Here is a 19,210-nt window from a genome sequence, read left to right as displayed (position 1 = left end):
CGATCTCAGGAGATGACCCTTGGTACCGCGCTCGGCCACGCTGGCCCTCAACGAATCGATCAACGCACGCCGGGCGGCCGGCCAAGACATCCTGCATCTCGGCTTCGGTGAGGCAGGACTGCCGGTGCTGCCCGAGATCGCCGCCGCACTGGCCGAGGGCGCGACGGAGAACTCATACGCCCCGGTGGCCGGCACCGTTCGGGCCCGCGAAGCCGCAGCGCGGTATCTCTCGCGGCGTGGTCTGCGCACGGACACCGAGCAGGTCATCCTCGCGCCGGGCAGCAAGGCGCTGCTGTATGCCGCCATCGCGGTGCTGCCCGGCGATGTGGTGCTGCCCATCCCATCCTGGGTCACGTATCCAGCGCAGATCGGCTTCCTCGGCAAACGCGCCATCGGGGTGCCGATCCCGCGCATCGCGGGTGGTGTGCCGGACCCGGACCTGCTCGAACCTGCGCTGGCGAAAGCCCGCGAAGAGGGTGCTGACCCGCGGATTCTCATCCTGACGGTGCCGGACAACCCCACAGGAACCATCGCAGGCGCGGACCTGATCGCCCGCGTCTGCGAGATCGCCGACCGGCACGGCATGACCATCCTCTGCGATGAGATCTACCGCGACCTCGCCTACGACCCCGAGTCGATGCACAGCCCGGCGACCCTGTTGCCGCACCGGACGATCGTCACCGGCGGACTGAGCAAATCCATGGCCCTCGGTGGCTGGCGGATCGGCTTCCTCCGCACCCCGCCCGGCCGCGCGGGACAGGAGTTGGGAGCGCAGATCACCGGCCTCGGCAGCGAAGTCTGGTCCTGTCTGGCAGGTCCGATGCAGGTGGCGGCGGTCTTCGCCTTCGACGCGCCTGCCGAGGTGACGGCGCATATCGCCGCGAGCCGGCGACTGCACGCCTCAGTGGCGCGCGCGGCACACACGGTGTTCGCGAAAGCCGGCGTCGCCTGCCGGGCGCCGCAAGCAGGGTTCTATCTCTATCCCGATCTCGAGCTGTTCCGTCCCGCACTGGCCGCCCGCGGCATCGAAACGGGCGTCGCACTCGCCGACCATCTGCTCGACGAGTACGGCATCGGCGTGCTGGCCGGCGAACATTTCGGGGACACGCGGGAGAGTCTGCGTTTCCGGGCGGCGACCAGTCTGCTCTATGGACAGACGGCCGATCAGCGCTGGGAAGCGTTGGGCAGCAACGATCCGACGTCCCTGCCGTGGATCGCCGCGGCACTCGACCGGCTGCACACCGCACTGCAATCGCTGGGCTGACCCCGACCGCCTCGCCGAGGTGGCCGCCACCCAAGGCTCGCCTCTCCGCCTCCCTCGCCTATGTTCGGCACTGACGTGCGAACAAGCGACTGGAGGTTCGAGTGGCGGGAGGCTTCGAGGCGAAACTGCGCCGCCGTACCGTCCTCGCCGCCGGGCTGGCCGCCACCTGGCTGGTCGCGGACCGCTCCTCGGCCGGCGTCGAAAGCGCAGATCCGGCGCACACCGACGTGTTGTTCGTCGGTGCGCATCCGGACGACGAGTCGAGCAACCTGGCCACGTTCGGGCGGTGGCGTGACGAGTTCGGCTGGACCACCGGCGTCGTCACGGTCACGCGCGGCGAAGGCGGCGGCAATGCCGTCGGGCTGGCGGAAGGACCCGAGCTGGGGCTGATCCGCGAGACGGAGGAACGCACGGCGAACGCCCTCGCCGGGATCGAGAACATCTACTACCTCGACAAACCGGACTTCTGGTACACCCTGTCCGCGCCGCTGACCGCGCGCGTATGGGACGAGCAGGACACCCTCGCGAGGCTGGTGCGGCTGGTCCGGCTCACCACACCGCACACGATCGTGGTGATGGACCCTCGGCCGTTCGATCAGCATGGCGGACACCAACTTTCGGCGCGGCTCGGTATCGAGGCGTTCCGGCTGGCAGGTGATCGGCAGGCGTATCCGGAACAGCTCACCGGCGAGGGACTGCCGGTGTGGCGGCCGACCAGGCTGCTCGCGCAGAACTACGGGTTCGGCTCGTTGCTCGGACCAGAAGCAGCCGAACAGCGGCGCGCCGATCCCGGTACCGGGTTGCCGGTCATCGGCGTCTGGTCCGGTGTCCGCTCGCGCGCACACAAGACGACCTGGGCGCAGGTCGAACGTGACGCCACTCGGCTATATCTGACACAGGGTTTCGCCGCGAAGCCCGCGCAGGTACCGACCGACCCGGATCAGCTCGGTTCCGAGTGGTTCACGGTGCTGGCCGAGGACGGGCGATTCGTCGAGGTGCCGGCGCATCGGCAATCCGGATTGAAACCGCGGTACGCCGAGTTCGCGGAGTGGGCCGACCGAACCGGGTTGCCGTGGTTGGCCAACCGGGTCCAGCCGGACTATCCACCGAACCCGAGCACCGTCGTCCCGGCGGTGGTGATCGCGCCGATCCTGAACGGCATCGAGGGGCCCGGGGAGTATCTGGGACCTGAACTGCCGCTTGCTCTTTGGCAGGGCGGCGGTGGGTGTGCGGCAACTGCAAAGCTTTCCAGACATCATGACGACCTGTACGTGCTGGTCAACGTCACCGATGACCGCGAGGGTGCAGCACTGGAAGCCGACGACATCAAAAGGCATTGGCGCACAGACTCGGTCGAGATCGCCATCGACCCGAGCGGCAACTCCGACGACACCTCGACCACTTGCAAAGTCGGCATCCTGCCGTACACCGCAAACCGCGGCGGACCGGCCGCAGAGCGCGACGCTGACAACCACCAGGGCGCACCGCTACCCGGGATGCAGGTGGCTTCGCACGTCACGGAGCCGTACCACGGCTACTCGGTCGAGGTGAAAATCCCGCTCACTGCGCTGCCCGAACCGGTCGATCCCACCCGGTTCACGATGAACATCCTGGTCTACGACTCCGACACCGACGACAAAACCGGCAGAACCCGTCTGGCCTGGTCACCATTCGGCAGCGCCCAAGCCGACCCCTACGTCTGGGGCACCGCAACCCTCGCCGACTACCGAGCACACCCCACCCCCNGCCTGTTGTGCCCTCTCACTTTTTTTTTTTTTTTTTCAAACAAAAGGACGGAATCCGATATCTGGTCCGTTCTGGGGGCCTGGGAGTTGTTTAAAGGAACCACCGCCCGAAGCGCCGACTCGCCCGCCTCGCTGGCCCAAACCCGCCGCACCGGAATACCGATCGCGGGCAACCCAAGACCCGAACCCGCACGCTAGCCAGCCGACGTGCGGACTTCCAAGCCGGACCTCGTTCCGCGCAACCTGGGAGCACTAGGCACAGTTTCTGCTGGCACGCAGCCCTGAATCGTTCAACATCCAAGCCCAACCGCAACTTCCGGGCACTGTCGAGACAGCCACTCGGACGTGGTCCGGGAAGTAAGGTTTGGGGGACTGGACACTCCGAGCCTCGAAGGGGCGGCGCCGATGCTGACCGACGAACTTGTCGCGAAGGTTCACTCTGTCGATACGACCGCACTGTGCGACGCGGACAAGTCGATGCGGGTGATGGACACCGGGATTCGGGCACGGTCGGCCGAGGTGCGGATCCTCGGACCCGCGTTCACCGTGCGCTGCCAGGGTGACTTCTTCGCGGTACTGCGGGCGATCGAGTCCGCCGCACCAGGCGATGTCATCGTCGTAGACGGCGACGGAAGCGAAATCGCCTTCGCAGGCGAGATTTTCGCGCGCGGCGCGCAGGTCCGGCAGCTCGGCGGAATCATCATCGACGGGGGATACCGCGACATCGGTTATGTGCGCCGCTGCGAGCTGCCGATCTACAGCCGATTCATTACACCCATGGCGGGCACCACCGCTCAGCTCGGTGAGCTACAGGTTCCGGTGACCTGTGGCAGCGTCGCGGTGGCGCCCGGCGACGTGATCCTGGCCGACGAGGAGGGGGTCATCGTCATCGATCCGGCTCGCCTCGAGCACCTCGTCGACGCCGCGACGGCCGTCAAGGATGCCGAGGCCGGGGTGATCGCGAAACTGGACGCGGGCGCGACATTGAGCGACGCGATCAACGTCGCCGCACACACCGAGGCGCTCCGCAACGGTGCGCCTTCGTCCCTGCAGTTCTTGGCTTGATCAGCGCTGAAAGCCTATAGCCCAGGCCCTATTTCGCGAATCACCTGAATCAGCAGGTCGGCTTCGGGCTCCGTGATGCGCCAGTTGACGAAAGTCGGCCGCAACGCGGTCATGCCTCGATATGTGGTGGTGCCGACGTAGACGCGGCCGTCGTCGAGAATGGCCGCGCCGAGCCGAGCGTTGAGGGCATTCAGCTCACCTTCCGGCACACCCGGCGGACGGTAGCGGAAACAGGTGACGCACAACTGAACCGGTGCCAAGAGCTCGAAGTCGGGTGCCTCGTCGACAACCCGGCCGAGGTGGGCGGCCACATCGAGGTGACGTTCCACCATGTCGCGATAACCCGCACGGCCATAAGCACGCAGTGTCGCCCAGATGGGGAATGCTCGTGCACGGCGCGAGGATTCGGGACCATGCATGTTGTAGCTGACCTGCTCGTCATCGAGGGTCGGCAGATAGGCGGCACCCCAGCCGCCGAAGGTCTTGCCGAGCACCGAGTTGTCCTTGACGAACGAAAACCCGCTCTCCTGCGGCACATTCAGCCATTTGTGGCCGTCGGCGGTGATCGAATCCGCGCGCTCGACGCCGCGGGCGAGGTGCGCCGTGCGTGGTGAGACCGCCGCGAACAGTCCGAAAGCGCCGTCCACGTGCAGCCAGGACCGGTATTGCTCGGCCAGGTCGGCCAGCTCATCGATGGGGTCGGAGTCGCCGGTGTTCACCTCGCCGAGGTTGCCGACGATCACCGCGGGCGCGCCGTCGAGCTCGATCAGCGCCCGCTCCAGCGCCGCCAGGTCGATCCGTCCGGCATCGTCACGGACGAAGGTGCGCAGGGTATCTCGGCCGCAGCCGAGGATCTGCAAGGCCTTGCGGGTGCTGGCATGCGCCAGTCCGCTGGTGAGCACCGGCAGCTGCGGCAGGCCGGCCAATCCTTGGGCGACCACGTCGACCCCATGCCGATCGGCCCACCAGTACCGGGCCGCGGCCAGCCCGGTCAGGTTCGCGAAGGTGGCGCTGGGCGTGAGCACCGCGCCGAAGTCTTGCGGCAGGCCGAACAGATCCTTGAGCCACCCGAGCACGACGGTCTCGGTACGCGACGCCAGCGGCGAGGTAACCCACAGTCCCGAGTTCTGGTCCAGCAGTGCGGTTATCCAGTCCCCGGCCAGCGCCGCCGGTGTCGCCCCGCCCACTACGAGATGGAAGAAGCGCGGCCCGGCCGAGTGCACCGACGCCTGCGTGCCGACCGCCAGCAACTGCTCGATCGCCGCCAGCGCGCCGTCGCCGTGCTCGGGCAGCGCACCGCCGAGGTCGTCGATCAGCGGGTCGTGGGTGGCGTCGTGCACCAGGCGCTCCGGCAGGCTGTCCAGGTACGGTCCCGCGGCCTCCTGTACCAATGCCAACGCGTGCGCCGCGACGTTCTGTTCTTTCAACGGATCAGCCATGCCCCACCGAACCGCGCGCCGGCCGCCTTTGTAAATAGCCAGTCGGCCAAGGTGATCCGCCCGCGCGGCGATCGAGACGCGCCGGGACTGCTCGTCATCTGCGGCCGCCGCGCAACCGGTACGACAGCCGAAAACGCCGGTTCGAGGTTTGAGTGTCAAAGTAACTTCATAGGAGACTTCAAGTAGCTGTCTACACTGTGGTCCGTGACAACGGACCTGCCTGAAGCAGACCTCGGTTATCGCCTGCTCGCCGAGCTCCGTACGGTTTCCGACCAGCTCGACGCCGCCCTCGTCAGCGTCCTGCGCGACCTGGACCTCACCGTGCCGTCGGCGAACGTGCTCTGGCACCTCACCCCGACGGCGACGCCGCCCTCGATGTCCGAGCTCGCCCGCCGCACCTGCAGTGATCCGTCGACGGTCACCTTCATCATCGACAAGCTGGAGAAACGCGGCACTGTCGAGCGACTACCCGGCCCGGACGACAAACGCGTGAAAGTGGTGGCGCTCACCGTCGCCGGCGTGACGCAGCGCGAAAAGCTGGTCGACGCGATGACCCGGCATCTGCCGCTGCGCCGGCTGTCGGCCAGGGAGCAACGTCAGCTGCACCGGTTGCTGTCGAAAGCCACATCCAGCGCGTGAGCATCGGCGAGAGCCATTTGCTATCAATAGATTTCACGGTTGCCTGTGTTGTCGCCCATTAGCCGAATGAGAATCTTTCCGGCGCTTGAAGTTACGAAACCCCCGCTAATCTGAACCCATGATCACGCTCAAGAAAGAAGACGGCGCCGCAGATCTCGCCGGCGTCACCAAGCTCAGCGTCGGAGTGAGCTGGGATCCGTCGGCGGGTGCCAGCGGTGGGGCGCTCGGCTGGGCGCGCCGCAAGAAAGGCGTCGACCTGGACCTGATCGCCATCCTCATGCAGGGCGCCGAGCCGGTCCGCTTCGCCGGGCTCGACTCGCTCGACCCGCTGGGCAACGGCTCCGTGCTGCACAGCGGTGACGAACGGTCCGGCGCCGCCGCGGGCGACGACGAGACAGTGCACGTCACCTTCGCCGACGTGCCCGGCGGCATCGACGCCATCATCTTCGTCGCGGTGGCCTTCAAGAAGGGCAGTTCGTTCGAGAAGGCCAACAACATCAGCTTCAAGGTCTACGACGCCAGCGGCGGCACCAGCCAGCAGGTCGCCGACATCTGGCCGTCCCTGCTCGGCACGGACAACGCCAATGCCGTTGCCCGCGCGTTCCGTTCCGGCACCACCTGGCAGCTGGAAGTGCTGAACCGTAAGGGCAAGATCAAGCAGGGCGACAAGCAGGCACTGCTGCGCTTCGCCATGGCGTAGCGAGGTCAGGGGGTCGCGGCGGAGATGGGGTCGCCCGTCGTGAAGACGTCGAGCAACAGGTCTTCGTCGTGATAGCCCGCCAGCGCCGTCAAACCCTGGGTGGTGCGGGCGATGGCGTGCACGTGGTCACCGGACAGCGGGTACTCGGGCACCTTTCGGCGCCAGTGCACACACAGCAGCGTGCCGTTCGATTCGAGGTGCTGCACTGCCTGCCCGAAAACCGTACGCAGGGTGGTGGAGTCGAGGTAGTAGCAGACCTCGCTGAGCACGATCAGGTCGAAATGCTCGTGGGGCCATTGCTCGCCCAGTGCCCAGCGCCGGAATTCGACTGCGCCGCGTAGGGATTCGGGCAATCGATCGATGCGTTTGGCGGCCGAGTCGAGGGCTTGGGCCGCGATGTCGGTGCACACCAGTCGATCGCAGCGCTCGGTGAGCTCCACCGAGAGGGTGCCGATCGAACAGCCGGGTTCGAAGGCGTTGTGGTAGCGGGCTTTCGGTAACGCTCCCATGATGAGTGCGCGCTTGCGCTGCTCGTACCAGTCGGTGGTGAAGCCCCACGGGTCCGGATCGTGGGTGTACATGTCCTCGAAATAGTCCGCGGCCAGCCCGGTCTCGTTCATACGAAGAACGTTTCCGTGTTGCCGGTGAACCGGTCGAGCACCGTGGGCGACAGGATCGGCTGGTCGGCGGGATCGTCCGACATCGGCAGGATCTGGCTGCGGAATTGCGCCAGCGCGCGCACCTTGGCGTCGACCGCCGACCCCGGCAAGGTCAACGTCCGGGCGCGGCTGGCGGGCACCACCGGGTGTTCCGGAGTTGCCCAGTGCCACATCCGGACCGGGAATTCCAGCAGTCGAGTCGCGGTGCCTGCGCAGGCCGCGGCCGTGGCCCGCCCGACCGCCTCGTGGTCCGGGTGACCGTCGCGCCGCCAGGTGGTCGCGCACCAGGCACCCGTGTGGCCACATCGCGTGAGGATGTCCGACAGTGCGTCGGTGACCGCGGCTTCGTCGGCGGCTACCCGGCCGTCGCCGATGCCGAGCCGGATCGGTGCGTCGACATTCAGTTCCTGGGCTGCGCGGCGCGATTCCTGCACCCGCAGGTCGCCGAGTTCGGACGGCGAACAGGTGGGGGAGCCCGGATGGGACGCCTCACCATCGGTCACCGTGACGACGGTGACCGGCAGACCGCGCGAGCGAGCCAGCGCGATCAGCCCGCCGACCCCGAGCACCTCGTCGTCGGGGTGTGGCGCGACTACGATCAGGTGCCGCCATCCGGTCAGCGAGAGTTCCGGGCGACGCTGGCGCCAGCGAGCCCAGGTGCGCTCGGGAGTGCCCAGGGCAGCGAGATCGATCAGTGGTTCGGCAACCATGAGAACTCCTCGGTCGGCGTCGTAAGACACTCCTGCGCTCGGAGCGATACGGAAAATGGATTTGCCGCAAATGAGCAGCGAACCCAAGCAGCAGTAGCTGCACAGAGCGCACCGCCGTAGCCGACACCAGCGCCGAGCACGGCATCTTCCTGCCGGTCAGCGAGCAAATTACGGACTCTGTCGCGCGGACGGGAGTCGCTCATTGGACTCGGCTACCCGGCGACGACCCGAGCAAACGGTCAGCGAGTCTCGATGTGGTGAAGCTCGCGGCGCTGCTTGGGCTGCGCTGCGAGGGGTATGACCGCCGCAGCGCGTTCTTTTCCGGCGTGCCAGAACCAACGTCAGGAGGACATCATGCTGGGTCTCGGGATCATCGGATGGATCATCATCGGCGGCCTCGCCGGCTGGCTGGCCAGCAAGATCATGAAGACGGACGCTCAGCAGGGGATTCTGCTGAACATCGTCGTCGGCATCGTCGGCGGTCTGCTCGGCGGCTTCCTGCTGAAGGCGCTCGGCGTCGACGTCGAGGGTGGCGGTTTGTGGTTCAGCTTCTTCACCTGCATCGGTGGCGCGGTGATCCTGCTGTTCCTGGTCAATTTGGTGACCGGACGACGCGTGTCGCACTGATCGCCGAATCGACTGACTAGGAGGAGGAGCCGACGATGACCACTGTTGCGGAAATGATCGTCACTGCGCTGGCCGACCAGGGTGTCACCCAGGTCTGGGGCGTCGTCGGCGACGCACTCAATCCGATTACCGACGCGATCCGCCGAGAAGACCGGATCGAATGGATCGGCGTGCGACACGAAGAGGTCGCCGCGTACGCCGCGGGCGCACAGGCCCAGCTCACCGGCACCATCGGGGTGTGTATGGGAACCGTGGGCCCCGGCTCGATCCATCTGCTCGGCGGTCTCTATGACGCGAAGAAGTCGCACGCACCGGTCCTGGCGATCTGCGGTCAGGTGCCGACCTCCGAGATGGGCAGCGAATACTTCCAGGAGGTCGACAACGACGCGGTCTTCCGCGACGTCTCCGAGTTCACAGCCACCGTCACCAGCGCCGCGCAGATGCCGCGGCTGTTGGAGCAGGCTGTGAACGCGGCGGTGTCCCGGCAGGGCGTGAGTGTCCTGACCATTCCGGGTGACATCGGCGGTCTGAAGCTGGACTCCGACGAGCGCCCCCGATTCGTCGCCCGCGACCGCACGATCATGGCCGGCGCGGCCGAGATCGTGCAGGCCGCAGACACCCTCAACAAGGCGGACAAGGTCACGCTGCTGGTCGGCATCGGGGCCAGGGAGGCGCGCGAGGAGGTGCTGCGGCTCGCCGAACAGCTCTCCGCGCCGATGGTGCTCACCATCAAGGCCAAGGAAGGCCTCGAGCACGACAATCCCTATGCGGTCGGCCAAACCGGTCTGATCGGCAATCCCGCCGCCAACTCGGCGCTCGAGGACTGCGACGTGCTGTTCATGGTGGGCACCGACTTCCCGTATCGGGACTGGTATCCCACCGGCAAGACCGTCATCCAGCTCGACGCCCGGCTCGACCACATCGGCCGCCGCACGCCGGTCGATGTCGCGTTGGTCGGTCACGCGGGTCCCACCCTGCGCGAACTGCTCTCGAAACTGGACGCCAAGTCCTCGGACAAGCACCTGAAGAAGGCACAAACGGAGTATCAGCGCTGGTCCGGACTGCAGGATCGGCTGGCCGAGCCCAAGCACGATCGCAAATTCCTCGGCCGTATCCGTAAGCATCTGGACAATCCGGATCAGCTGATCCGTCCGGAAGCGGTTGCCGCCGCGGTGAATACGCACGCCGCCGACGACGCCATCTTCACCTCGGACACCGGCATGTCCACGGTGTGGCTGTCCCGATTCCTCAGCCTGCGTGGCACCCGTCGGCTGCTCGGCTCCTACAACTTCGGGTCGATGGCCAACGCGATGCCGCAGGCGCTCGGCGCGCAGATTCTCGATCGTGAACGTCAGGTGGTGGCCTTCTGCGGCGACGGTGGCCTGATGATGCTGCTCGGCGACCTGCGGACGGCGGTCACCTACGATCTGCCGGTCACGCTGGTGGTGTTCAACAACGGCCGCCTCGGCATGGTGAAGCTGGAGCAGGAAGAAGGCGGCCTGCCCGAGTTCGGCACCGTGCTCGACAATCCGGATATCGCCGCCGTCGCGCAGGCGATGGGCCTGGAGTCGCGGCGGATCACCGATCCCGATGATCTGGACGGGGCGGTCGCGGAGGCCTTCGCCCAGCGCAAGCCTGTGCTGCTCGATGTCGTCACCAACCCCGACGAGATCTCGATCCCCCCGAAACCGACTTTCGACCAGGCCTGGGGATTCGCCATCGCCAAGGTCAAGGAGACGCTGGAGAGCCGGACATAAGAAGTCGGCGCCCGCGGCGGCCCGCCGCGGGTCCGATCATCGGTGGATCCCATGACAACCGACGCCGGAATGGTTAGTGTCCGAGGACATTCCAAGGCGATCGGGTGGGGCCCCGATGGCCGGTTCGAAATCGGGAGAACGCGTGAGATTCACAAGAGCTGGTGCGCTGCTCGCGGCAGCACTGATGGCCACAAGCCTAGGGCTGACCGCATGCTCGTCGGATGAGGGTGGCGACGCCGACATCGTCACGGTCAACGGCGGCGAGCCGCAGAACCCGTTGATACCCACCAATACCAACGAAAATATGGGCGGCCGCGTGGTCGACCGGTTGTTCGCGGGGCTGAAGTACTACGACGCCAACGGTGTGGCGCACAACGAGCTTGCCGAGTCGATCGAGTCGTCCGACCGCAAGAATTACAAGATCACCATCAAGCCGGACTGGAAGTTCTCCGACGGCTCGCCGGTCACCGCGAAGTCGTTCGTCGATGCCTGGAACTTCGGTGCGCTGGCCACCAACGCGCAGTTGCAGAACTATGTGTTCGCGCCGATCATCGGATTTGATGATGTGCAGGCGGAAAAGCCTACGGTGCAGACGATGTCGGGGTTGAAGGTGGTCGACGACCGCACCTTCACCGTGGCGTTGAAGCAGCCTTCGATCGACTTCGAGGTCGGCCTCGGGTTCGCACCGTTCTATCCGCTGCCCGAAGCCGCGTTCAAGGACCTGAAGGCGTTCGGCGAGAACCCGATCGGCAACGGCCCGTACAAGTTCGCGCGCCAGGGCGCGTGGCAGCACAACGTGCAGATCGACCTGGTGCCCAACCCGGAGTACAAGGGTGGCCGCGAGCCCAAGAACAAGGGTCTGCGGTTCGTGATGTACCAGTCCTTCGACACGGCCTACGCCGATCTGCAGGCGGGCAATCTCGACGCGCTCGACGTCATCCCGGACACCGCAATGGCCTCGTACGAAAAGGATCTCGGCGATCGGGCGATCAAGAAGCCGATCGCGTACAAGCAGGCGCTCGGCATCCAGACCAACGTCCCGCACTTCAGCGGTGCAGAAGGTGTGCTGCGGCGCAAGGCGATCTCGATGGCGATCAACCGGGAACAGATCTGCCAGAACATCTTCCACGGCACCCGGATTCCGTCGCTCGACTTCACCGCACGCACCCTGCCCGGGTACAGCGACAAACTGCCCGGCAACGAACTGCTGAAGTACAACCCGGAGGAGGCCAAGAAGCTCTGGGCGCAGGCTGACGCCATCTCCCCGTGGTCGGGCCGCTACGAGATCGCCTACAACTCCGACGGCGGCCATCAGGCCTGGGTCGAAGCGACGGCGAACAGCATCAAGAACACCCTCGGCATCGAGGCGATCGGCGCGCCGTACCCCACGTTCAAGAACATCAGGGACGCGATCACCGGTAAGACGATCGGTAAGGCGTTCCGGCACGGCTGGCAGGGCGACTACCCGACCATGCTGCAGTTCCTGACCTCGCAGTACTACAGCTTCTCGGGAACCAACAGCGTCACCTACGACAGCAAAGAGTTCGACGAGCTGCTGAATGCCGCGCTGGCCGCGCCGACCCTGGAGGAGTCCTACCGGATCACCGCCAAGGCGCAGGAGCTGCTGTTCAAGGACATGGCCGACATCCCGATGTTCGACTACATGGCCGCCGCGGGCCGGTCGGAAAAGGTGAAGAAGGCCGAACTCACCTGGAGTGGCCTGTGGGATTTCGAGGGTATCGAGAAGTAGTGCGCTGAACTATGAACCGAGGCCCGCTGACGCTGAATGCGTCAGCGGGCCTTGCACTTTCAGCCCTGTTGGGTCGGCACGACGATCATCTCGGCGACGTTGACCCGTGTCGGAGCAGCGACCGCGTAACCGATGGCGTCCGCGATGTCCTCGGCGACAAGGGTTTCCAGCTGACCGCGCCATTCGGCGAGGCCGGCCTTCTGGTCATCGTCGCGCATCCCCGCGCCGAGTTCGGTGGTGACGAAGCCGGGTTCGACGTTCTGCACGCGACCGCCGCGCGGGCCGAACTCCCCGCGCAGGTTGCGCGTCAGGTGCGCGACCGCCGCCTTGGTCGCGTTGTAGACGCCGTAGTTGGGGAACACCATGTGCCCGCCGACGGAACCGACGTGGACCAGGTCGGCGCGGTCGCCGTTGCTCGCTGCGGCGAGCAGGTCGTCGATGAAAGCCATTCCCGTGTAGAGCAATCCGTTGATGTTGGTGCCGACCATCTGGTCCCACTCGTCGGTGTGTGCCGACTCGAACGGTGCGGCGAGCATGACGCCCGCGTTGGCGACGACGAGGTCGACCGGTCCGAAGGCTGCCCGCACCGTCGCCGCGGCGTCGAGTACCGACTGTTGCACGGCGACGTCGGTCTCGACGGCGAGCACCGCGCCGCCGATCTCGGCGGCCAACTCGTCGAGCCGATCCTTGCGCCGTCCGAGCAGCGCGACTTTCGCGCCGTCGGCGGCGAGCCGCTGTGCGGTGGCGGCGCCGATTCCACTGGACGCACCGGTGACGACCGCGACGCGGCCGGTGAGGTTGTTTGTCATGACCACAACATTGGTGCTGGTCACGGCCTCGTGCCAGGGTGCGGACTTCCTGGTAGTGAGAGGGCCACCCAGCTGGCTCAGCCCTGGCTTACCCTCGATGAATGGACTCCGACAACCGACTGGGCGCCTTTCTCCGGGCTCGGCGCGAGCTGGTAGGTCCGGCGGATTTCGGGATGTCCGGCGGCGGCCAGCGGCGCGTGGCCGGGCTTCGTCGCGAGGAAGTAGCGATGCTCGCGGGGATGAGCGCCGACTATTACGTGCGGCTGGAGCAAGGCCGGGACAAGCATCCGTCCGAGCAGGTGATCGCCGCCTTGGCCCGGGTGTTCGCGCTCGACGAGGAGGGCACCGCCCATCTGCGTGAGCTGGCGCGCCCGGTGGTGCGGCGCAGGCGCGCGCCGCAGCGGCCCGAGCGGGTGAGTCCCGGACTGCTGGCGCTGCTGCAGACGTGGCCGAACACGCCCGCGCTGGTGCTCGGCAGGTATCTGGATGTGCTCGCTGCGAATCCGCTTGCCACTGCGGTCAATTCGTGTTTGACGCCGGGCGTCAACCAGGTCAGGATGATGTTTCTCGATCCGGAGGCGCGCAATATCTATCCGGAGTGGGCGATGCACGCCGCGGAGACGGTAGCGAGTCTGCGCGCCACCGCAGGCGATCTCGATGATCCTCGGTTGACCGAACTGGTCGGCGAGCTGTCACTGAAGAGCGAGGACTTCCGCCGCCTGTGGGCGCGCCACGACATTCGGGGCAAGACCGCAGGCACCAAACGCTTCCGCAACCCGATGGTCGGCGAGTTGACACTGTCCTACGAAACGTTGTCCGTCAACGGTGCGCCGGGGCAGATTCTCATCGCCTATCACGCCGAGCTCGGCTCCGATTCCGAGCATGCGCTGGCGTTGCTCGGGACCATAAGCGCTACCGCCGAACCGGTCGTGCGGGACTCGAACGCGCCGTCGCTCGATTAGTACGCGGCTCGGCAGTGGACTATCGGGTCGAGTCGGCTGTCCAGAGGTCGCGCGCCGTTGCTCGACCAGGCCGTCCCTCGGTAGCGGTCCGGCGGCGCGGATCAGACAGCTCGGTTACGTGCCGCCACGTCAGTCGAAGCGCTTGATGTAGCGATGAGCGGGTACGTCGACCGGGCCCGGCGCTTCATGCACGAACAGACCTTCGTCGGACCAGCCGTGCTTCTCATAGAACTTGCGGGCCCGAGTATTGCCCGGCACCACGGCCAGCCACGCCTGCCGGTGACCGTTGGCGCGGACCCGGCTCTCCGCGGCGGCGAGCAGGCTTGCCGCGACGCCGGAGCCGCGGTGGTCACCGGAGACATAGACCTGATCGACCTCGTCACCGTGCACCATCACGAACCCGGCGACAGCGTCACCCACCGTCGCCACGGTGGTGTCCGGGACCCGTTGTGCCGCACGGGTATCGAAGGATTCGCGCGGACGGGCCGTGATCAGCTCGTCGGGGATGTTCCCCAGATGCGCGTCGCACCAGCCCGCGTACCAGATCTGCGCGATGGTCACTACGTCCGCCGGGCGGGCCGGCCGCAGTTGCACGACCGCAACTCCCTCTGTCATTCGCGCACCATAACAACTCCGGCCGGTGCGGGAAGGTCAACGATTCCCCCTCACGGGTCTGCTGTCGGCAGACACAGGGGCGTTCGGTGCTCGAATGGCATTAGACCTGAGTAATGATCGAAACATCGCACCTGGACTACCGGGGCCAACTAGCCGACCGATTGCTCCGGCATCGGACGATCCAACTGACCGGTGAGGTCGATGACGCGATGGCTGAGCGGGCGTGCACCGAACTGGTGCTGCTGGCCAGTGAGAACGACAAGCGCGACATCGTCCTCTACATCAACTCCCCGGGCGGGTCGGTGCTCGCCGGCCTCGCCATCTACGACACGATGAAGCTCATCCCGAACGACGTGGTGACCGTGGCCGTCGGCTTCGCGGCGAGCATGGGGCAGGTGCTGCTCGCGTCGGGCACCAAAGGTAAACGAATCAGCTTGCCGCACAGCAGGATCATGATGCACCAGCCGTCCGCCGGCATCGGCGGCACCGCCATGGACATCGCGATCCAGGCGGAGAACCTGGAGTACATGAAGCTGCAGTCGGAGCAGATTCTCGCCGCGGAGACGGGACACTCGCTGGAGGAGATCAGGATCGACAGCGACCGGGACCGCTGGTTCACGCCGGAGCAGGCGCGCGAGTACGGCATCGTCGACGAGATCGCCGCCAGCTTCGCGCAGATCGCACCATTCACCAACGCACACCGAGCGGGGTTGTAACCATGTCCCAGTACACGATTCCCCATGTCATCGAACGCACGCCGAACGGCGAGCGCTCCTTCGACGTCTTCAGCAGGCTGCTCAATGACCGAATCATCTTCCTGGGCACCGAGATCGACGACGGCGTCGCGAATGTCGTGATGGCGCAACTACTGCACCTCGAGTCGGAGTCGCCGGATCGCGAGATCAGTCTGTACATCAACTCGCCGGGCGGCTCGAACACGGCGATGCTGGCCATCTACGACACCATGCAGTTCATGCGCACGCCGGTCGAGACCTACGCCATGGGGCAGGCGGTGTCCGCCGCGGCGGTGCTGCTGGCGGCGGGCACGCCGGGGCGCCGGTACGTGCTGAACCACTCCCGCGTGTTGCTGCACCAGCCGTCGGCGCAGGGGCAGGGCACCATCTCGGATCTCGCGCTGCAGGCGGCGGAGGTGATGCGGGTGCGTGCGCAGACCGAGGCCATTCTGAGCAAGCACACCGGTCAGAGCGTTGAACAGCTACGCAAGGACACCGCCCGCGATCGCGTGTTCACCGCACAGGAGGCGGTGGAGTACGGCCTGGCCGACGAGCTGATCTTCACCCGCGACCACTGACGGCTCAGGCCGCCAGCAGCTCGACGCGCGCCTCGGAGACCGGGCGGCGGTGCAGTTGCCGCAGTGCGCCCAGTTTCCGAGCACCGCGAAAAAGCAGGGACTCGACGGGCAGCCCGAGCGCGAGGCAGATCGAACGCAGCATCTCCGAGGACGCTTCCTTGCGGCCCCGCTCGATCTCGGACAGGTACTGCTTGGACATGCCGACTTCGGTGGCCACATCGGCCAGCGTGCGGTCCTGATCCAGCCGCTCGTCGCGCAGCACCTCGCCGTAGACGGCGCGCAGCAGCGGCGACGCCGTTTCGACCCGGTCGCTGCGGGATTCGCCACGGCGGCGTGCATCGAGATCGACTACGACGCCATCCTCTTCTGCTGCCATACCGACGAGTCTTACACCCCGCCGCGCCGGCCCGGACCATGTTCACCCAGGGCAGACAAACTCGGTCATGCCCCGTTGCTGCCGACGTATTCGATGCCGGTGATGATGTCCGGATCGATGACGATCAACTGACTGTCCGGTGCGGCCGACGGTTGCAGGTGCGCCTGGTATTTGGCGAGTTCCTGACGGTCGGTGACGGTGTCGGCGACGCCGGTGATGATCACGCACCGGCCGAGCGTGGTCTGGTGATCGATGGTGTCGACCTCATAGGCGACAACCTGTCGGTGCAAGGTGCGGATCATCGCCGGGTCGGCGGCGATCACAATGCAGCCGTCGACAACCGTGTGCCGGACAGGCCGGATCGCGGGCAAGGCGTGCCGCGAGAACGCGATGCGGCCGAAGCAGACGCTGTGGAGCAGAGCCAGAGATTCTTCTACCGACAGCGCACGCGTCTCGCTTGCGTGGTTGGCGGGCATGTCTTCATTGTCCCACCTGTTGCGGATCGGTTTCGGGGCATGGACGCGATAGCGAAATTTGCTTAAGTAACCCTAAACTTAAAGATCTGCTTCGAGTCCCGAAGTGCGGCTCGCAGGCGTCGACCCACCTACCAACGGAGGAGGAGGACATGCCTGATTCCGCGCGACTCGACTACACCGGCAATTCCACGCGTGTGCACCGCCCGCAGCGATCCGTCCTATTATTCGAAACCCTCGGCGGTAACGCGCAATTCGCCGATGTCGGCGACCGGCTGGTCCGGCACCTGTTCGATGTGGGTCTGCGACTGCATCACGTCCTCGACGCACTCGACCCCGCGACCCAACCCCAGCTCCGCGACACCATCACCGCTCTGGTCGATGACCTGGACATGTTGATCCGCGATACCGGCTTGGCCATGCTCGCGCTCACCAGCGAACAGCAGGGTTCGGCGCCGATCGGCGGCCGGACCGGCAGAGTCCGGCTACGCCGCCGTTGACCGAAAATTCCGACAGCAGGTTTGCCTGTTGATGCCTGGGTATTCGATGCCCAGGAGGTGTGACATGCCGAAAGAGTGGAGTGGCAAAAGGGAACGGCAGTACGAGCACATCAAGGACTCGGCCGAGGACCGCGGTGCGAGCACCAAGCGGGCGAAAGAAATCGCCGCTCGTACGGTCAACAAGAATCGTGCCCAGTCCGGTGAGTCGAAGAAGGCGAGCCGGTCCTCGGTGCGGGACAAGTCCCCGCAGAGCCGGGGCGGGCAGCGGTCCGGTCGTAAGGGACCACGGGGGATGACCCGCGACCAGCTGTACAACGAGGCCCGTCAGCGCGGTATCAAGGGGCGCTCGAAGATGAACAAGGGGCAGCTCGAGAAGGCGCTGGGGCGGTCCTAGCAGCCGTGATCACGCGCCGGACGACTGCTTGAATATCTCGAAGACGGCCAAATAGTTGTTGGTGCGGTAGCCCTTGGCAGTCGCGCGCTCGCCGAAAGCCCGCATCAGTTGTGGGAGGTCGGGCTGGATGCCCTGTTCCACGCTGGTGCGGGTGATGTGGTCGAGCGCGTTCAGGTTCATTTCCATGGTGCCGAAGTCGCCGGGGTAATTTGCCTTGTCCAGGTTGGGTGCCTGCTCGACGAGGGACGGAGTCACCACGAAGGGCACGAACCAGTCGAGTGCGAGTTCGGCGAATGTTTCCGCGGCGACATTCGCGGAGCCGACCAGTGCTGCGGCGTGCAGAAATCCATTCATGGTTGCGTACATGAGGTCGAGTAGCGCCGTGTTGTAGAGGACGGCCAAGCCGGTGTCAGCCCCGAGGTAACGGGGGTCACCGAGCGTCGCGAGCACCGCGTGGTGCTGGTCGAAGATCTGTCGGGGGCCGCTATAGAGGAAAACGGATTCGGGATTGCCGACCAGGAAGGGCGGCACCATGATCGCGCCGTCGAGGTAGGCGGCGCCTGTCTTCGCCGCCCACGCGGCCGCCGCGTGCGCCTCGGTCGGCGTGCCGGAGTTCAGATTCACCAGGACGCTGCCCCGCAGCGCGTGGTCGGCCGCGTCGAAGATGTCATAGATGGTGTCGTAGTCCTTGAGGCACAGCAGGATGACTTCGCTTGCGGATATCGCCTCGGTGATGCTCGCCGCGCGGTGCGCCCCGTGTGCGACGAGGCCGTCCGCCTTCTCAGGCGTCCGATTCCATACGGTCAACGAATGTCCTTGCCGCAGTAGTGTTTCGGCAAGCGCGATGCCCATCGGTCCGAGGCCGACGACGGTGACGGAACTGGTCGATTGCGGAGCTGTCATACGGAAAACGCTAGAGTCTCACATAATGTGAGACTCAACCTCGAGGCGATGTGGTGATCGACACGTGCGCATTGGAGCTCTGTCCCAGCGAACCGGCGTCAGTGTTCGCCTGCTGCGCTACTACGAGGAACAGGACCTGCTGAAGCCGGAGCGCAGGCCCAGTGGCTACCGGGAGTACAGCGCGCGTGACGTGCACACCGTCCAGCACATCCGCATCCTGTTGTCGGCCGGGCTCGGGACACACACGATCGGCGAGTTGTTGCCGTGCATGGTCGATACCGGTGCCGGCCTGGCACCGGCCTGCCCCGACATGCTACCCGACCTCTATCGCGAGCACGACCGAATCGCCCGTGCCATAGCGGATCTCGAAGCCGCCAAGTCCACGTTGGCGGCCATCATCGCGGCGACGCCGCCGGACGACATTCAGGTGGATGCCTGTCCTGCGGAGGACCGGCCGAACCTGCCCGCACGGCAAGCGATCCGGGCGGAGTCGGTGTAACGCAGGTGTTCT

22 protein-coding genes are annotated in these 19,210 nt (G+C 66.0%); 14 read left to right on the top strand and 8 right to left on the bottom strand.

Going from position 1 to position 19,210, the window contains the following annotated elements; translation table 11 throughout:
- Positions 1-19: 19 nt before the first annotated feature.
- From DBO33_RS34855 to DBO33_RS34845, 3 genes are all read left to right on the top strand, one after another.
- Complete coding sequence (locus tag DBO33_RS34855; protein WP_107658839.1) at positions 20-1,264, top strand: pyridoxal phosphate-dependent aminotransferase; 1,245 nt, start codon at positions 20-22, stop codon at positions 1,262-1,264.
- Between the two features lie 101 nt (positions 1,265-1,365).
- A complete protein-coding gene (locus DBO33_RS34850) occupies positions 1,366-3,207 on the top strand; it encodes a sugar-binding protein (RefSeq protein ID WP_234391212.1) in 1,842 nt (613 codons plus the stop codon).
- 207 nt (positions 3,208-3,414) lie between these two features.
- Positions 3,415-4,074, top strand: a complete 660-nt coding sequence (locus DBO33_RS34845) for an RraA family protein (protein WP_107658837.1) — start codon at positions 3,415-3,417, stop codon at positions 4,072-4,074.
- A 14-nt stretch (positions 4,075-4,088) separates the two neighbouring features.
- On the opposite strand, the gene DBO33_RS34840 is transcribed toward DBO33_RS34845, so the two are convergent.
- Positions 4,089-5,513 carry a pyridoxal phosphate-dependent decarboxylase family protein gene (locus DBO33_RS34840; protein ID WP_107658836.1) on the bottom strand — a complete coding sequence of 475 codons (1,425 nt, stop codon included), beginning with the start codon at positions 5,511-5,513 and terminating at the stop codon, positions 4,089-4,091.
- A 204-nt stretch (positions 5,514-5,717) separates the two neighbouring features.
- Between DBO33_RS34840 and DBO33_RS34835 the strand changes: the two genes are divergently transcribed.
- Together DBO33_RS34835 and DBO33_RS34830 are read left to right on the top strand one after the other, a co-directional pair.
- A complete protein-coding gene (locus DBO33_RS34835) occupies positions 5,718-6,152 on the top strand; it encodes a MarR family winged helix-turn-helix transcriptional regulator (protein ID WP_159080680.1) in 435 nt (144 codons plus the stop codon).
- A gap of 118 nt (positions 6,153-6,270) precedes the next feature.
- Entirely contained in the window at positions 6,271-6,852 is a 582-nt protein-coding gene (locus tag DBO33_RS34830; protein WP_107658834.1) for a TerD family protein, read from the top strand.
- 5 nt (positions 6,853-6,857) lie between these two features.
- Here DBO33_RS34830 and DBO33_RS34825 read toward each other — a convergent pair whose 3' ends face one another.
- Complete coding sequence (locus DBO33_RS34825; protein ID WP_107658833.1) at positions 6,858-7,472, bottom strand: SAM-dependent methyltransferase; 615 nt, start codon at positions 7,470-7,472, stop codon at positions 6,858-6,860.
- Positions 7,469-8,221 (bottom strand): PIG-L deacetylase family protein, encoded by a 753-nt coding sequence (locus DBO33_RS34820; RefSeq protein WP_107658832.1) that lies wholly within the window; start codon positions 8,219-8,221, stop codon positions 7,469-7,471. The genes DBO33_RS34825 and DBO33_RS34820 overlap by 4 nt, the downstream gene beginning before the upstream one ends.
- Before the next feature lie 354 nt (positions 8,222-8,575).
- Here DBO33_RS34820 and DBO33_RS34815 point away from each other — a divergent pair, with 354 nt between their 5' ends.
- The 3 genes from DBO33_RS34815 (at position 8,576) to DBO33_RS34805 (ending at position 12,355) form a co-directional block, all read left to right on the top strand.
- Positions 8,576-8,848: a GlsB/YeaQ/YmgE family stress response membrane protein gene (locus DBO33_RS34815; protein WP_107658831.1), complete on the top strand. Its 273-nt coding sequence runs from the start codon at positions 8,576-8,578 to the stop codon at positions 8,846-8,848.
- A 35-nt stretch (positions 8,849-8,883) separates the two neighbouring features.
- The gene (locus DBO33_RS34810; RefSeq protein ID WP_107658830.1) at positions 8,884-10,605 is read left to right on the top strand and encodes a thiamine pyrophosphate-dependent enzyme; all 1,722 of its coding nucleotides are present in this window, start codon (positions 8,884-8,886) and stop codon (positions 10,603-10,605) included.
- A 115-nt stretch (positions 10,606-10,720) separates the two neighbouring features.
- Positions 10,721-12,355: a peptide ABC transporter substrate-binding protein gene (locus DBO33_RS34805; protein WP_456093890.1), complete on the top strand. Its 1,635-nt coding sequence runs from the start codon at positions 10,721-10,723 to the stop codon at positions 12,353-12,355.
- Between the two features lie 59 nt (positions 12,356-12,414).
- On the opposite strand, the gene DBO33_RS34800 is transcribed toward DBO33_RS34805, so the two are convergent.
- On the bottom strand, positions 12,415-13,164 hold the full coding sequence (locus DBO33_RS34800) for an SDR family oxidoreductase (protein WP_107660850.1): 750 nt from the start codon (positions 13,162-13,164) through the stop codon (positions 12,415-12,417).
- A gap of 101 nt (positions 13,165-13,265) precedes the next feature.
- Between DBO33_RS34800 and DBO33_RS34795 the strand changes: the two genes are divergently transcribed.
- Positions 13,266-14,126, top strand: coding sequence for a helix-turn-helix transcriptional regulator (locus DBO33_RS34795; protein WP_107658829.1), 861 nt, complete (start codon positions 13,266-13,268; stop codon positions 14,124-14,126).
- A 129-nt stretch (positions 14,127-14,255) separates the two neighbouring features.
- Here the strand turns inward: DBO33_RS34795 and DBO33_RS34790 are convergent, their stop codons facing one another.
- Entirely contained in the window at positions 14,256-14,741 is a 486-nt protein-coding gene (locus DBO33_RS34790; RefSeq protein ID WP_107658828.1) for a GNAT family N-acetyltransferase, read from the bottom strand.
- 113 nt (positions 14,742-14,854) lie between these two features.
- On the opposite strand from DBO33_RS34790, the gene DBO33_RS34785 reads away from it, so the two are divergent.
- Entirely contained in the window at positions 14,855-15,457 is a 603-nt protein-coding gene (locus tag DBO33_RS34785) for a ClpP family protease (protein ID WP_107658827.1), read from the top strand.
- A gap of 2 nt (positions 15,458-15,459) precedes the next feature.
- Positions 15,460-16,053 carry a ClpP family protease gene (locus DBO33_RS34780; RefSeq protein ID WP_107658826.1) on the top strand — a complete coding sequence of 198 codons (594 nt, stop codon included), beginning with the start codon at positions 15,460-15,462 and terminating at the stop codon, positions 16,051-16,053.
- A 4-nt stretch (positions 16,054-16,057) separates the two neighbouring features.
- Here DBO33_RS34780 and DBO33_RS34775 read toward each other — a convergent pair whose 3' ends face one another.
- Entirely contained in the window at positions 16,058-16,429 is a 372-nt protein-coding gene (locus DBO33_RS34775) for a helix-turn-helix domain-containing protein (RefSeq protein ID WP_107658825.1), read from the bottom strand.
- A 65-nt stretch (positions 16,430-16,494) separates the two neighbouring features.
- Positions 16,495-16,905, bottom strand: a complete 411-nt coding sequence (locus DBO33_RS34770) for a pyridoxamine 5'-phosphate oxidase family protein (RefSeq protein WP_107658824.1) — start codon at positions 16,903-16,905, stop codon at positions 16,495-16,497.
- A 149-nt stretch (positions 16,906-17,054) separates the two neighbouring features.
- On the opposite strand from DBO33_RS34770, the gene DBO33_RS34765 reads away from it, so the two are divergent.
- Entirely contained in the window at positions 17,055-17,402 is a 348-nt protein-coding gene (locus DBO33_RS34765; protein WP_107658823.1) for a hypothetical protein, read from the top strand.
- A 64-nt stretch (positions 17,403-17,466) separates the two neighbouring features.
- Positions 17,467-17,796, top strand: coding sequence for a plasmid stabilization protein (locus tag DBO33_RS34760; protein ID WP_107658822.1), 330 nt, complete (start codon positions 17,467-17,469; stop codon positions 17,794-17,796).
- 9 nt (positions 17,797-17,805) lie between these two features.
- On the opposite strand, the gene DBO33_RS34755 is transcribed toward DBO33_RS34760, so the two are convergent.
- Positions 17,806-18,699, bottom strand: coding sequence for an NAD(P)-dependent oxidoreductase (locus DBO33_RS34755; RefSeq protein WP_107658821.1), 894 nt, complete (start codon positions 18,697-18,699; stop codon positions 17,806-17,808).
- 64 nt (positions 18,700-18,763) lie between these two features.
- On the opposite strand from DBO33_RS34755, the gene DBO33_RS34750 reads away from it, so the two are divergent.
- Positions 18,764-19,198 carry a MerR family transcriptional regulator gene (locus DBO33_RS34750; RefSeq protein WP_107658820.1) on the top strand — a complete coding sequence of 145 codons (435 nt, stop codon included), beginning with the start codon at positions 18,764-18,766 and terminating at the stop codon, positions 19,196-19,198.
- Positions 19,199-19,210: the final 12 nt, after the last annotated feature.

This window comes from Nocardia suismassiliense, assembly GCF_900269665.1.
Taxonomy (GTDB): Bacteria; Actinomycetota; Actinomycetes; order Mycobacteriales; family Mycobacteriaceae; genus Nocardia; species Nocardia suismassiliense.
Note: the sequence above shows the minus strand (reverse complement) of the source record. Positions and strands in the feature narration are given on the sequence as shown.